Genomic DNA, 14,578 nt, shown 5'->3' with positions numbered 1-14,578 from the left:
GTATCAGGCCTGTATTCTGTGAAATCAGAAGAAGAAAAATCAGCTAACTTTATCAATGACACCCCCATTCTACAAGACCGAACAGGTTAACAATTGCTAATCTGACGTTTTTTTTTGTAAAAGTATCTAAAAAAATGCTAATCGGTCAAATTTAATCCTAAAAAGCGTAAAAGAGATGCTTTTTTATTCGGATCATTGACTCACCTCACGCCAATAAATGATCTTATCATGGCCTCGGTAGCGACCAAAGTACGCACTTGCTCTTGGCTCATAGAGCTGAGTCGGACTTACTTGGTCCCAATTCCAATACCACTTAAGCCAATCCTCGACTTGTAGCGGTGCGGTCACTTGACCTCGATATGCGACAGAACCAGTGTTTTGCCATAATAAGGGGAGTTGGCCATTGTTCATCGTAACGTTCACGGCACTGTTGCCATCACTACGGGTAACGGTTTCACCAGAGGTTAATAATGGGTCGTATATTTCGCTACCATCAAGTAGATCGACTACTCGAGTACAGCTATCACTGACGTTAGTTATCCAGCCGCTACCATTCCAATATTGAGCATACGTTGGCATGCGTAAAATTTCATTTTCAGGGCCATAGGTATTATCCATCACCACTCTGCCATGACGAAAATCTTGAGTCGACAATTGTTTCGCATTGCAGGTGTTACTGTCAGCGCAAATAGCACTGCTGTCTGCACGCATATCAGGTGAGGCAATAAACGACACCCCTCCATCATTATCAAATGCTTGTACGCCAAGAGCTAACTGACTAAATGGTCCATCCACAGCCGGTGCCACGGTACGACGAAAATTTGCTTGATAAGATAATCCGACGTTTGCTTCACCCAAAGCCCAAGAACCAGCATTTATTGGTAAAGCACTTAATCTACCACTCAAATCTACACCATTATTGATGTTTTCACCCACAAGGCTTGCACTACCTTTAGCAAAGGCTCCTTGATAATTTTGGGTTACGTAAGTACCGGTATTCAAGGCACTTAATGTTAATGTCAAACCAAACGGTTGATCCATGTAGGTAAAGCTACCGCAAGATGGCAATACACTTGAACTGCTGACTAAAAATCGGTCTGGTATAAAACGACCTATATTAGGAGATGCTGCTAATGGAATGTCATAAAAACTCGACCCTAAATAGCTACTCGGTGGATTAGCGGTAAAGCTAAAGACGCCCACTTCGGTTACCGACTGAGACACGGTATTACTATTAGTGGTTTGGGCGACATGATTGTATAGCGATGATCCCACAGCCCCTAACACACCTCCGGCTGGAGCAACCAACTGATGACCTAATACAATATTAGTATGGGAATAATTAGGGGTATTTACATTATCGCAGTAATTTGTGTCCCCATCCGCTTGCCATGCTTTACCTTGAATAATTAAATCAAATGACTCGCCAGCTTTTTTATATCGATTACAAGTACTACTAATATTTGCAGAGCACTCTGCAACACTATCTTTGGGGGTAACGCATAAGCCCACAGGGAAACTAACAAACTGATCTGAACCTAACATGATCAACCCCTGCTCATCGCCTGTGCCAGTATACTTTGCATCTAGCTGCATTTTTCCTGCATCAGGATAGTTAACAATAATATCTGCTTTTCCTTCTGCATCGAATGCCAACGCAAGCGTGGTTGCAGTGCTACTCTGTTTACCTACCACGGTATTATTTACAGTCGATGACTGGCCATTAATTGGTGTATTTGGGGTGATATAAGAGCTCCAAAAGTCGACATTTTTAGTCATTTTAGAAAACAGAGGTACACACTGTTGAGTGATATCTGAGGTTTTCACTGCACTAATAGTAATTTTCTCGGTTGGTTTATTAGCCAACTTATCCGGCACAGCAAAAATAAACCCGCTGCTTGCAAAACTTAAAGTACAGCTTGCTGTATTTAACTCGCCCGAACCACTGCGGCACAGGGTATTACTGCCTGCTATGGTTAAAGGAACGGAAGATGTCACCCCAATAGTGGTTGGCGTAGTCACATTGTTGCGTAAAGCGACCGTTGTACTGCCATTTTCAAATTTCACTACATTGGTTTTATTACCGTCAACATACCAAGCGCCATTTGAATTAGGAGCAAGCGATAGATTAGCCTCTACAGGCTCAGTAAATAAATTACATACCGCATTTTTACAGGCTCTGACCGTCATAGTTTCGGCCTTACAGGTAAATGGCGAGCTCGTATAGTCAAACTCAAAATGATGAATTTGTTGACCGACCGGATTGGATTTAAGGGCACAAACCTTAAAGTTATCCATCTCATGATTATTATTGGAACCACCCGTGGATCCTGTAATTGATAGGTAAAAATCTTTAGGGACAGGAGCTTGCCCTGAGAAACTTAATGCATCAAAAGGAGCTATTAGCGTTTCGTAATTATCCGTGATGCCATTATTCGTGGTATCTCGCAGCACTGACACCATTGCCTTCCCCGACACTCTTGAGTCAATAATGATTTTATATTTATGATTAGGCTGAGCACTGGATGTACTTCGAACGTCAATTTTAGGACTAATATCAGCACTAGTACCGATTAAATACCGATAACTTGTTGCTGCAGAACCACGAATTGCCACGGCTTGCCGCCTAAACCCGGGGCCGCCATTTTTACCTTCGTTGGGGCTAGAAAAGTTACCGTATTCATCCAATGCTATACCCAACCAACCACCAGCAAAACCTGGAGTGCCATTATTACGCTGGGCATATCCCAAAGCACCACCAAAGCTGCCAGGTTGAGGGGTAATGCTTGCATCAGACAAAATAACGGCAATGCCATCAGCACCCGTCCCACTTTTGTCCGACCAAGCATAATAATCAAACTCCAGCTCAACTAAATTATTCGCAGCAGGGAATAATCGCTGATAAGTACTGGATGTCGCTTGATTACCGCTAGCAGAGGTAAAACGCAGACGCCCTTCTTTTATTGAGGGCGGTAATGAAGAGCCTAAGACCTTGAGCGCCCAATCATCACCAACATCAGAACGCGTAAATTCGTCACGAAAACAAACTAAGGTGTCTACTTTTTTCTCAAAAGCCACAAAACTGTAATTCTCCCAACGATGTTTGCGGTCGTTATCTCTAAAAGTATCTTCGTCAACGACCATACTCACTTTGTCGTTAGTCAACTGACAACGACGAAGCCAGCCGCCATCGCCACCTAAGCGGCTATTTTTACCCGCCACCAACATAGGAGCATTAGTAAACCCCTTTAATTCGGTCGTTACAGCACATTGATCTGTAATATCCTTAGTGCCGTTATCCGTAAACGTTTGCGCTTGACCAAAGTGGTAATTGGTTTCTACACCATTTAAGGTCATGGTACCGCTAGCCGTTGTACCGCTAGGGGTGCTCAACGATAAATAACCAATGGTTTCATTTTGAATTGAATTGTTATTTAAATTATCTGGTTGACATCGACTATTGCTATAAACCTCTGACGCATCTAATGCAAGTTGAATTCCTGTGCCCGTAAACTCGGAGGTACTCGTTAACCAACAGTCATTATTCTGAGTTTGAATCTGATTCAACACCACATCTTGGGTAGCAGGTAAAGTAACAGAGGTATAAGGGGCACTGGAACCAAATATAGCCTGATCATAATCAACTGAACCTGCAATTAGTGTTACGTCGTCTGGGAGTTCATAAGTGCCAGCTGTGACGGCTATCCAGTGTACTTCAGGCATTTCAGTCGATTTCACATAACGGTTTGTGGTTGAACTAGGTTCTTTTTTAGACCAAGTAAAACCTTGATTAGAAACACTGCCAAGGAATACCGATGCAGGACCATCGTTGTTACTTTCTTCGGTGGTTGGCATTAAGAAAATTAATGGTGTGACGGCAGTGGGAAATGCTGCGTCAAATGTTACATATGTTGAGCCGCTGCCAGATACAGTAGATTTACCATATTGAATATGAAATTCCGCCTGAGGTATATTAATAGTGCAATTAGGCACTGTGGTAATATTAGATACTTTATTATCAAAATTGACCCAGCTATTACCCTCTAACTTTATTTTGCTTGCCGTTAATGCCCCATCCAACTGGGCACTACCACTAATGGTCGCGTCCCCCTCAGCAAAGACATAAGCATTAAGTTGAGCATTACCATTAAGCACAAAATCGCCATAGGTATAAATCATAAATCTTTCAGACTCATTTATTAAGTTTAGATTGTAGTGTCTATAATCATTTTTAATAAAAAACGTCACTGTACCTGTGGTTGGAAACTCAAATTCCACACCATTGTTTATAGATAAGGTTTCAATCCAATATTGCCCAGACGATAGCACTATTTTACCTGATGATGCCGTCAGAGACTTCATTTTGTAAATGCCATTTCCCGTATTGAAAGTCAGTGTCCTATCACTGCCGCCGCTTAAATTGATATCGCCATATTCCCCCTGTTCAACAGTGACATTGGGGGCAGCCGATGTAGGAGGCCCTATTTGTTCAGTGCTAGTAGAAGTACATTGACTAAAGGCTAAGCGGTCGCTGGGAATAGTCGCAATGGGAGACGAAGCCTTACATTTTTTTTCCTTGTCATTATTTGGCACGCAGGACTTATCCACCTCATCGACTCGAGTCGCGGGCAACTGACCATTGGTTGGTGCATTATATAATCGAGCTCCACTGGCAAAATCTATGGTGGCATCAGTACCGTGGGCATTAAGCCCTTCAATAAAGCTACTGTCCCAACTCGCCATCAAAGGGAAACCAGTTAAGCCGAAACTAAAACAGAGTAAGAACTTAAAAAATAAGCCCCAAGCTTTACCTTTCAGTAACCCAGCTTTATTTCCCACGCGCTTCTACCTCCACTTGGCGACTCACTCGCAAACACGTTGAACTGCTGGAGTTACCAGCACAATTACCGGTTTTACATACCGCTGAGCTGTTAATTCGATATTGCGTGACACTGCCCACAGAGGCAGTATTGCAGCTAATCGACACAGTGCAGTTATGGAACCCATTGAAGCCCAACCCTATTGGCGGCATCCATGTTGAACTGACATCAGTACAACTTTTGGCAGTGCCATCGACAGGAAACAGCTGAGCTAACGCGGCATCAGCGCCACTGTTAGCACTAAATAATGCCCGAGTGCCCCACACTTCTTGATTAACTGACTCATCAGCATCACCAACAATGCGGATTAGACTCGCCGCAATAAGAAACATCACCGTTAGCACAAACACACCAATGATGAGTGCGCTACCTTGTTGTGAATGTTGGGTTAATTTCAGCTTAGGGAACATTCATCACCTGTACTTGATGTTGATATTGAAATGTTTCACCATTGACGCTAAATAGTGGCTGCAAATGCACTATAGCATTAGTCACCAGTGTCGATGGAGTCAAGATCACCGCAGGATTAACAGCTAAGGTATTAGTGACATTTTGTGCCATCAATACGCCATTGCCCATTGCTGCTGGTGCAGGCTGATTGACCTTATAACCATAGTTTTGGTACAGGCGCAGATCAACATTGCTAGCTGTATTAACAAAACAGTAGCTTAATGGGCTATCGGCAACAAACAAGCGTTTTAACGGTGAGGCCTCAGTAAAACGCACACTTTGGGTTAAGGTAATGGTAAGTTGGTCGCCTAATTCAGTTACACTTTGCACAATAAATCGTTTCGCCGTTGTCCCTTGAGGGTTATAAATTTCTGCGGTGGTAAGTGGATATATCAGCACTGACTGATTGTTAACTATTGGACGAATACTTTTAATTGCTGTTAAATTGTTTTGCGCCGTTTGCGGCACAAACGGTGCATTAATATAAGACGTACTGGCTGCAATAGGCAACAACTCCAAACATTGAAAACTACCATCGATTGCGGTTAACGTTCGCATACTGTTGGGCACCGCACGTCGAATATCCCGTGTCATCCGCTCGATACCAAAACGGCTTTGACTGAGTACTTGATCTACCGCACTTGATTCAACAAAAATACGGGTACCAAAAATCACAAAACTACTAATCCCAACAATAATAATCCCTAAGATTAAAATGACCGTAACCATTTCAATTAAGGTAAAACCTGCTGCTTTTAATACTCGTCGTAAAGGCATTAGTAGTTACTCCTTACCGCTTGGTAAGTGATCACTTCATTGGCAGGCGTTGTCACCGATACTGTAATTAATTTTTGCGCTTTCGTTGCTGAGTCGAGATATGCCACAGTGACTTGCAACTGATAGCGAGGATAGGCTTGGACATAAGTTTGGCTTGAGTCGAGCATGTTATCGTCTTCATCCAAACCATTATAATCATCAACGTCGTTGAACGTGTCTCGGCTTTCACCGTCTAGGCCTAATGCTGATGCTGCAGTACAAGCGATACCAGTAGGTGCATTACACGCTGGTACTCCGCCATTGGGATTAGTATTTTGGTCATATCGCTTACCCCAAATTTCATTCATTACCGAATGAGCTAATTCTGCCGAACGCACTCTTTGTAATGTTGATGCTGCTCTATCCGCCTGGGGAAAAAGCATACTGGTGAGCATCACTATCGCAATGCCGATCACCATCATGCCAATAACAAGTTCGATTAAAGTAAAGCCACGAGTAGATTGTGATAAACGATGAAATTGAGTTTTACAGAGCATAAATATACCCCTCTGACTCGACCGCAATGGCTAAGGTTTCATCTGCCACCACATTAAAGCAATGGCCAGAACAAGCCGGAGATAACATGCGACCTAAGCTGTCGAAGGTAATCGAAAACACTTGGCTAGCATTACTGGTTAAGGCGACATGAGCATTGCCGCTGAAGGTTTGTTGTTGCTCTATACGTACTTGGTTTGTACATAAGCTAGCGGCTCTTCCGCTAAAATGGCGTAACGTATAACCGCTTGATGTCACATCAATTTGATAACACTGATCAGTATTCTGGATGGCTTTAAGTTGGACCTGGCGTAACTCACTAATAAATTCACTGCGTAAACTGTAGGCACTAAAAGATGAATCAGACATCAAACGCGGCAACACCGCCACGGCAATAATACCAATCACAATCATGGTGGTAACCAATTCAACCAAGGTAAACCCGGCTTGAATATGATGTTGTCGATTCACTATGATGATGCCCTCATTCAATCTGATGAACATTATTAACGTTCAATATGCATTAAACCATAATGGTGTCAATAACTTATATTAACTTATTCAGTATGGCAAAAGTCGGCGATTTTGTCTGTTTATTTATTAAGTAATATCATCAGTTAGAATGACTAACGTATTTCCAACATTATAAATAAATGATATCTAAACAAAGTCTTTTATTACCATCCAAACTAATACTTTGAATAATGAAATTTCAAAAAAAAACCTGCAAAATGCAGGTTTTTTTTCATTTGAATAATTAACAACCAGTAGTCTTTAATTCATATTTAGGTAACGTAGTCAATGTCGCAGGAGTGTACTCTAAATGACAATCAACAGCTGCAGTTGCTGTTGCGCCTGTACCTGCTGCAGCATATGGTGAACGTGATTGGTAAATTATTGTTGCTGTTGTTAAATTAGCTCCAGCTGTAATAGTCCAATCTGACGCAATGTCTATTTGTAAAGCATCTTCTAAAGATGTTGCATCATTTTGTAAATAGCCATAAGTAATCATTACCGTGTCAGCAGTACTTGAACCAATTTGAACAGTTGTGTCTGCAGACTTCTCATCGCCAGCAATGGCTGCTTTTGAATAAACTAAGGTATTTGCACCTTGTAAGGATGCTTTTAAACCACTTAACGTAGATTCATAAGCATCACCTTGCAAGTTAATAAACTTAGGTGCTGCCGTAACCGCTAAAATACCTAGAATAATGATCACTACCACTAATTCGATTAATGTAAAACCTTGTTGTTTTTGCATATTAAATAACCTCTATAGAAAATAAATGGGTAAACCAACATTACTGCGAACAGTGGTAAATCAAATTAGTTGTTTGTAAAAGATACGACCTGACCCGTACCTGCATTATATGTTACACCGTTAGCACCAACAGTGTCTAAATCAGGCGCAGGATCTGCTACACCCGACGTTTGATTTAGCGCTAAAGTAGCCACTTGGTGATAAACACACAAATCAAGACCAGTAACCGTTTGGCCATCAATACTGGTAGATGAACCGCCAACACCATTTTGCATTCTTACGGTATAACGATGATTACGAGCATCCTGATTGAACAGTACATTTCTAGGAGCATTTTGTAAAACTGAATCAAATACTTCCTGACATGTTTCGTTGGTCATTGAGGTAACATCAGTATTGGTTGTGCCAGTTGGAAAACCAAAACGTGTATCGAGTGATACACTAGTACCATCTAAAATAACATTGTTGTTACGACGACCATCAACTTCCCATTGTGCGCGAACAAAACTCACTGCTGTGGCTAAACCACCAGCAACACCATCAACGCTGGCGTCTTCAGCATCATCGGTCACATTTAAAAAACGTGGGATCGCTGTAGCGGCTAATAAACCGAGGATGACAATAACAATAACCAACTCGATCAATGAAAAACCTTGTTGTTTCAATTTCATAATAACTCACTCTTATCTATAGCGCCTACAACAGGAAATAATACTGATTAAGCTATAACTTCACTAATATTAGCAGCTTATTTAAAATTTAACACTAATGGTACAAACTTTATCCATCGCTCATTAAAAAAATAACTCTACCGGTTTGTAGCTGATAACTTAAACTGGCTGTATTGCCTGAATAGTAGCGGCAAATGTTCTCATCAGGCTGATAATCTACCGTAATATTTAACTCTTGAACATTAGTTGCCAATAAATGCCCCCACAGTTGTTCACAACCTTGGACATCATTAGTGTCAATGGTTGGCCAACCTTGATTAGACATAGCAATCCAATTATCGGTGCCAACCAAATCAACATCAGTATTAATAGCATCCATCTTACTCGGAGCATCTTTTGATACTGTATTGTCATCGCTAATCTTACTTGATGTCACATTCGATGCCATATGATGCCAGGACAACTGCATTTTATGAGGTCGGCCAGAAGCTAACCACTGACTACGCACCATAGCTAAGACATTCAAAAAACGATTATGTTCAAACTCTAAACCACGCCCACCTATGTTTGAGGTAGTATTGACATAACGTCCGCCAAAAATAGCCAGCAGCGTTAACACCACCACAATCGCAATAACTCGCCCATAGACTTTAAGCAGATCGCCATCCGCTTTTTGCTGGCTCAACATCTCGATACCCAATGATCTGTTTGCATTCTTTGTTGCATTCTTTGTTGCATTCTTTGCTAACCGCCTTTTACCACATTCAGCATATCCCACATAGGTAGATAAATACCCAGTGCCAATATCAATACAATGCCAGCAACAAATGCGATTAAAATAGGTTCGAGTTTTGCGGTGAGGTTTTTTAAATCATAATCCACCTCACCTTCATAAAAATCAGCGGCATCATTGAGCAGCTGATCTATTTGACCGGTTTCTTCACCCACGGCAACCATTTGCAATACTAATGGGGTAAACAATTGGCTGCTATTTGATACCCTTAGCATTGACTCACCAGATTCAATACCACGGCGCATACCCACAATTTTGTCATGCATATAAGCGTTATCGACCGCATCTGCGACCAAGCTTAATGCCTGTGTCATCGGAACGCCTGCACTGAGCATCATCGAAAAACAGCGACAATAACGTGACAAGGTTGAGCGCTCAATAATAGATCCAATAACAGGTATGTGCAGCTTCCATAAGTCCCATTGCCTCTCGCCCTTTTCAGAGTGATGCCAGTATCTAATCCCGACTATGATGCCGATTAATAGCACAATCATGTGAGGCCAAAAATTAACAAACAGATTAGACGTGCCAATTAAAATTTTTGTCGCCCATGGCAATTCAGCACCAAAACGAGAGAACATATCGGCAAATTTAGGGATCACCATAATGTTCAAAATAACCATCGCAATAGTAATCGCAATCAAGACAAACATCGGATAACGCATTGCGGCTTTAATCCGTCGACGGGTTTCTTGTTCTCGCTCGATATAACCAGACAACTGGATAAAAGCATCTTCCAGCTTACCGGTATTCTCACCAACATGGATCATCGAGACAAACAACGAATCAAATATATCTGGATGTTGATTCATTGCCGAAGATAACGGCCTTCCCGACGTCAGCTGCTCTGAAATATCATCTAAGGCTTTTTTCATTCGATCGGAATGGGTTGTTTCTGACAAGCCCGCTATGGCCCTTAAAATAGGAATACCTGAACGCGTTAACGAATACATTTGCCGACTAAAAATTTGTAACTCTTCCAGCGACACCTTGCTTTGAAATAAGCTCATCGAAAAAGATTGCTTAGTTTTCACTTCGCGCAATTCTAGCGGAATGATCCCGCGAGAAAGCAACGCATCGGCCGCCGCGCTTTCATTAGCAGACTCAAGCTGTGCACTGACCGCCTGCCCTTGTGAATTACGTCCTCGATATTGATATAGTGGCATTGTTATAACCCAATATCTTGTTGGCTAACAATATCTTCCGACAACGGCACTTTCGACTCACTAACGTCTTCAACCAGTTTTGACACCTCTTCCAGTGTTGTGGTGCCAAGGAATAAATACTCCATCGCAGAATGCGCAAGGGGAATAAAGTTAGGACTGCGCAGCGCTGCACGGGCAAAATCTTGCGGATTACCCGTTCGCATGGCATCAATCATATTTTCGTCGAGCTCGAGTATTTCAAAAATACCGATACGACCACGATAGCCCGAACCATTACAGGTTTGGCAACCGCTACCCACTTTAAACGTAGCGCTGCTAATATCTTTTTTCGTCACACTCGCAAGCCAGCTGCGTTCAGCTGCGGTTGGTTGATAATCTACGGCACAATTGTGACAAACGCGCCTAACAAGACGTTGAGCGATAATGACCCGCAGCGCACTAGCAACCAAATAACTCGCCGCGCCCATATCGAGTAATCGCAATGCACTGGTAACCGCATCATTTGTATGCAAAGTCGATAATACAAAGTGACCGGTTAATGCACCGCGTAAGCCAATTTCCACCGTTTCTTGGTCACGCATCTCTCCCACCATGATAATGTCAGGATCTTGGCGAAGCGTGGTACGCAGTACGTTAGAAAAGTCTAAACCAATCTTGTGGTTAACTTGTACTTGGTTAATGCGCGGTAATTGATACTCAACCGGGTCTTCTACGGTGATAATCTTTCTATCGGCAGTGTTCAGCTCACTTAAAATACCGTACAAGGTGGTCGTTTTACCACTACCGGTTGGCCCTGTAACTAGCAACATACCGTGGGGGCGTTTAATCTGTTTACGAATACGCGCCACAATATGCGGTGGCATACCGGTTTCATCTAACGTACGTAAACCTGTGGTCTGATCCAATAAACGCATCACCACCGACTCACCATGATAAATCGGCATGGTCGACATCCGCACATCGATTTTATGACCTTTTATTTCCATATGAAAACGGCCATCTTGTGGCATACGTTTTTCTGAAATATCCAGTCCAGCCATCAACTTAAGCCGTAATACTAAAGCAGAGGCGATATTAACTTCACTGAGAAGGTTTTCATGTAATTGGCCATCGATACGCTGACGGATCCGCAGCACTTTCTCGCCAGGCTCAATGTGAATATCTGACGCACGCATTTGCACCGCATCTTCAAAAATAGACTGTAATAGCTTCACCACGGTGGTTTCGTTATCACTGTCGCTTTGAGTCAAATTAGCCAAATCGAACATGTCATCTGCGGCATATTCTTCATCAAGCTTACCGGCAATTTCAGCAATTTGCCCGGTACGACGATAAAGGTTGTCAAACGCGTCGAGTAATTGTTGCTCTGGTGCCACCGCGATCATTAACTGCTTAGGGGCAACTAACACTTCAATATTATCAATAGCCTGCAAGTCAGCAGGGTCGCTCATAGCAACTAATACATGGTCGGAATGACTTTCCACCACTAAAGCTCGATAACGCCTCGCTTGTACTTCGGGGAGAATATTCACCACTTCAGCGGCAATCGGACGACGACTAATATCGAGGTACGGTAAATTAAGCTGATGAGATAAAAATTTAAGTAACTGGTCTTCAGTAATACTGTTCAAATCAATTAAGGTGCGGCCGAGCTTTTTACCTGAATTGCGCTGCTCTGCTAATGCTTGCTGTAATTGGGTGTCTGTAATAATCAGCTCTTGAACAAGAAGATCTCCTAACCGCATCTTTAACTTAGGCTTCATCGGTTTTCTCCTAGCTGATCTAAACGCTTTTCAATAAATGTCATAGCTGAAGTTGATAGCCCTTCATAGCTTAATGCTGATCGGTATGCTTGCGCGGCTTGTGGATATTTTTGCTGGGAATCGAGCGCATAACCTAACCCCATCCACCAACGAGATTGAGTTGACTCAGATACCAATAAGTTTCGGTAAGCCACCTCCGCTAAAACAAAGTTTTTAGAGTTTTGTGCCAAATCGGTTTGTGCGATCCACTTATCACGAGCCCACGATGAGCTATCTGGGATCATCGCCACCGTTGTTAAGGCTTCATCATAAGCTTTAATTGCGGTTTGAATTTGCGACAAAATCACATAAAACTCCCACTGTTGCGGAAACATACTGATCCCACTCTCGAGTAATCTCATCGCAGTTGTTGGATTATTTTGCGCAAAATAAATTTCAACTAATTGCTTACGGGCTTTATGTAAACTCGGTTGTAAAATAATGGCTTCTAAATAGTAACCCGCCGCATCGTCCAGACGTTGCGCTTGCTCAGCATCCATCGCTTTGCGATATTGCAATTGCGCCATTTGCGTCTTGGAAAGCACCACTTCATTGACGCTCATATCAACAGTTTTTGCTGCAGCAGATACTTCTGCGGGGACTTCTGCGGGTAAGAAGCGAGATGTTTGTGCTACGATTTGGCCTTGAGTTGATTCAGTATTAATCAGCGAAGCCATATTCCGTGAATTATTATCCACCGAACCACTGGGCTTCTCTGTGTCTACGGTTGAAGCTAGCACTGTTTGTTGGTTGACGCTTTCGTTATTAACGGCTGATGCAGTGCTCACTTTGGATGGATCAAGCTCGGATATGCGATCCGTTGGTTCAATCATCTCAGCAGTGATTTCTGGCGTGCTCGCTTGAATAGATGCTTGAGTTGGTATTTGAGCTGCTGCTTGGGTTGGTGCTTCAGTTGAAATTTGAGCAAGCTTAGGTTCAGCAACGACATTATCTTGTGGCTGACTCGCCAGCGATGACTGAATATCTTCGGTAACCGATGTATCGATAGCTGTTGGCTCATTGACCATTTGAATATTGGCTTGGCGATACATAGATAAACCAAACCACAATGTAGGGATCAGGAGTACGGCAACAACAATAAGGCTTATAAGTGGTGAGCGAGATTTAGCTACTGAATGATACTGAATTTGAGGACGCACAAATTCACCTGCAGGTTGCACTGGTGGTTTGTCTGTTCCGGGTTGCTGACGCTGCTCTAAATCTTTCAGCATCTTGATAATCACACTCATTTAATCTCGCTTATTTGTGTCATCCATTCACCACAACAATTATCACCATTTAACCCAATAACCACCATCACTGTTACCAGCAACATAATTATCAGCATGCTGACACGGGAAAACCCTACTTTATGTTGTAAATTAATATCTTCTGTATCCGTTATCGCAGCTAGACAATGGCGAGATGTCACCTTTTTTTTACCTTGGCCATAACATAGCAATAAGCTCTTATGCGCCAATATATTCACTAAACGCGGGATACCTCGAGCAGCTTTGGCAATGTGTTTAATATCCGCGGTATTAAACAATTCAGGTCCTTGATAACCCGCTATAGCAAGTCGGTAACCAATATAAGCTTGTATCTCATCCCATGTTAATGGACGTAAATCATAACTAAAGGTAATGCGTTGTCGTAATTGTCTAAACTTGGGTTGAGCTAAACGCTCATCTAATTCTGGTTGGCCAAACAACACCACTTGCAATAATTTACGACTTTCGGTCTCTAAATTAGTAAATAATCTTAACGCCTCAATACTGTCATCCGGTAATGATTGCGCTTCATCTAACACTAACACCACGTGAAAGCCCTGATGATTTAACGCTAATAAGCGCTCATGGATAAGCCTTGTCAATTGTTGTTGATCTAATTTGTTCGGTAACGCTAAACCGAGTTCGCCCGCTACGGCCAAACGTAATTCTTTAGGATTCAAATAGGGGTTAGGTAAGTAAGCGCAATGATATTGAGTCGGTAAGTCATTCAACAGCTTACGACACACTAAGGTTTTACCGGTACCCACTTCACCAGTGACTTTAATAAAACCTTCACCTGTCTGTAATGCGGTTTGCAGCACTTGCAACGCTTCCACATGCGGCGACAACCCAAAAAAGAAACTCGTATTTGGGGTAAGCGTAAAGGGCAATTGACTTAAGCCAAAGTGCTGCAAATACATAATTACTGGCTATCCCTTATCAATTTCAACCGCTATTTTTAATCGTCAATTCT

General features: G+C 42.4%; 12 protein-coding genes. All 12 read right to left on the bottom strand.

Going from position 1 to position 14,578, the window contains the following annotated elements; all coding sequences use genetic code 11:
• Positions 1-192: 192 nt before the first annotated feature.
• A complete protein-coding gene (locus AAEY94_RS12425) occupies positions 193-4,839 on the bottom strand; it encodes a DUF6701 domain-containing protein (protein ID WP_350978986.1) in 4,647 nt (1,548 codons plus the stop codon).
• On the bottom strand, positions 4,829-5,290 hold the full coding sequence (locus tag AAEY94_RS12420; RefSeq protein WP_335692192.1) for an MSHA biogenesis protein MshP: 462 nt from the start codon (positions 5,288-5,290) through the stop codon (positions 4,829-4,831). The genes AAEY94_RS12425 and AAEY94_RS12420 overlap by 11 nt, the downstream gene beginning before the upstream one ends.
• Entirely contained in the window at positions 5,280-6,107 is an 828-nt protein-coding gene (locus AAEY94_RS12415; RefSeq protein WP_335692191.1) for a prepilin-type N-terminal cleavage/methylation domain-containing protein, read from the bottom strand. Before AAEY94_RS12415 ends, AAEY94_RS12420 begins: the two co-directional genes overlap by 11 nt.
• Positions 6,107-6,643, bottom strand: coding sequence for a prepilin-type N-terminal cleavage/methylation domain-containing protein (locus AAEY94_RS12410; protein WP_335692190.1), 537 nt, complete (start codon positions 6,641-6,643; stop codon positions 6,107-6,109). Before AAEY94_RS12410 ends, AAEY94_RS12415 begins: the two co-directional genes overlap by 1 nt.
• Positions 6,633-7,145: a type II secretion system protein gene (locus tag AAEY94_RS12405; RefSeq protein ID WP_443024146.1), complete on the bottom strand. Its 513-nt coding sequence runs from the start codon at positions 7,143-7,145 to the stop codon at positions 6,633-6,635. Before AAEY94_RS12405 ends, AAEY94_RS12410 begins: the two co-directional genes overlap by 11 nt.
• Before the next feature lie 253 nt (positions 7,146-7,398).
• Positions 7,399-7,902: a type II secretion system protein gene (locus tag AAEY94_RS12400; RefSeq protein WP_335692188.1), complete on the bottom strand. Its 504-nt coding sequence runs from the start codon at positions 7,900-7,902 to the stop codon at positions 7,399-7,401.
• 65 nt (positions 7,903-7,967) lie between these two features.
• Positions 7,968-8,573, bottom strand: a complete 606-nt coding sequence (locus tag AAEY94_RS12395; RefSeq protein ID WP_335692187.1) for a pilin — start codon at positions 8,571-8,573, stop codon at positions 7,968-7,970.
• 109 nt (positions 8,574-8,682) lie between these two features.
• Positions 8,683-9,261, bottom strand: a complete 579-nt coding sequence (locus AAEY94_RS12390) for a hypothetical protein (RefSeq protein WP_350978985.1) — start codon at positions 9,259-9,261, stop codon at positions 8,683-8,685.
• Positions 9,262-9,317: 56 nt separating this feature from the next.
• The gene (locus tag AAEY94_RS12385) at positions 9,318-10,532 is read right to left on the bottom strand and encodes a type II secretion system F family protein (RefSeq protein WP_182744106.1); all 1,215 of its coding nucleotides are present in this window, start codon (positions 10,530-10,532) and stop codon (positions 9,318-9,320) included.
• A 2-nt stretch (positions 10,533-10,534) separates the two neighbouring features.
• A complete protein-coding gene (locus tag AAEY94_RS12380) occupies positions 10,535-12,295 on the bottom strand; it encodes a GspE/PulE family protein (RefSeq protein ID WP_182744105.1) in 1,761 nt (586 codons plus the stop codon).
• A complete protein-coding gene (locus tag AAEY94_RS12375; RefSeq protein ID WP_350978984.1) occupies positions 12,292-13,584 on the bottom strand; it encodes a tetratricopeptide repeat protein in 1,293 nt (430 codons plus the stop codon). Before AAEY94_RS12375 ends, AAEY94_RS12380 begins: the two co-directional genes overlap by 4 nt.
• Entirely contained in the window at positions 13,581-14,525 is a 945-nt protein-coding gene (locus AAEY94_RS12370) for an ExeA family protein (protein ID WP_350978983.1), read from the bottom strand. Before AAEY94_RS12370 ends, AAEY94_RS12375 begins: the two co-directional genes overlap by 4 nt.
• Positions 14,526-14,578 lie beyond the last annotated feature (53 nt).

The organism is Shewanella sp. AC34-MNA-CIBAN-0136, from assembly GCF_040309945.1.
In the GTDB taxonomy this organism is placed as follows: domain Bacteria; phylum Pseudomonadota; class Gammaproteobacteria; order Enterobacterales; family Shewanellaceae; genus Shewanella.
This window is presented reverse-complemented; position numbering and strand designations above follow the sequence as displayed.

Excerpts from the sequence above, each read along its gene's own strand:
- AAEY94_RS12420 (WP_335692192.1), bottom strand. The coding sequence starts at position 5,290 with ATGTTCCCTAAGCTGAAATTAACCCAACATTCACAACAAGGTAGCGCA.
- AAEY94_RS12415 (WP_335692191.1), bottom strand. The coding sequence starts at position 6,107 with ATGCCTTTACGACGAGTATTAAAAGCAGCAGGTTTTACCTTAATTGAA.
- AAEY94_RS12410 (WP_335692190.1), bottom strand. The coding sequence starts at position 6,643 with ATGCTCTGTAAAACTCAATTTCATCGTTTATCACAATCTACTCGTGGC.
- AAEY94_RS12405 (WP_443024146.1), bottom strand. The coding sequence starts at position 7,145 with ATGTTCATCAGATTGAATGAGGGCATCATCATAGTGAATCGACAACAT.
- AAEY94_RS12400 (WP_335692188.1), bottom strand. The coding sequence starts at position 7,902 with ATGCAAAAACAACAAGGTTTTACATTAATCGAATTAGTGGTAGTGATC.
- AAEY94_RS12395 (WP_335692187.1), bottom strand. The coding sequence starts at position 8,573 with ATGAAATTGAAACAACAAGGTTTTTCATTGATCGAGTTGGTTATTGTT.
- AAEY94_RS12390 (WP_350978985.1), bottom strand. The coding sequence starts at position 9,261 with ATGTTGAGCCAGCAAAAAGCGGATGGCGATCTGCTTAAAGTCTATGGG.
- AAEY94_RS12385 (WP_182744106.1), bottom strand. The coding sequence starts at position 10,532 with ATGCCACTATATCAATATCGAGGACGTAATTCACAAGGGCAGGCGGTC.
- AAEY94_RS12380 (WP_182744105.1), bottom strand. The coding sequence starts at position 12,295 with ATGAAGCCTAAGTTAAAGATGCGGTTAGGAGATCTTCTTGTTCAAGAG.
- AAEY94_RS12375 (WP_350978984.1), bottom strand. The coding sequence starts at position 13,584 with ATGAGTGTGATTATCAAGATGCTGAAAGATTTAGAGCAGCGTCAGCAA.
- AAEY94_RS12370 (WP_350978983.1), bottom strand. The coding sequence starts at position 14,525 with ATGTATTTGCAGCACTTTGGCTTAAGTCAATTGCCCTTTACGCTTACC.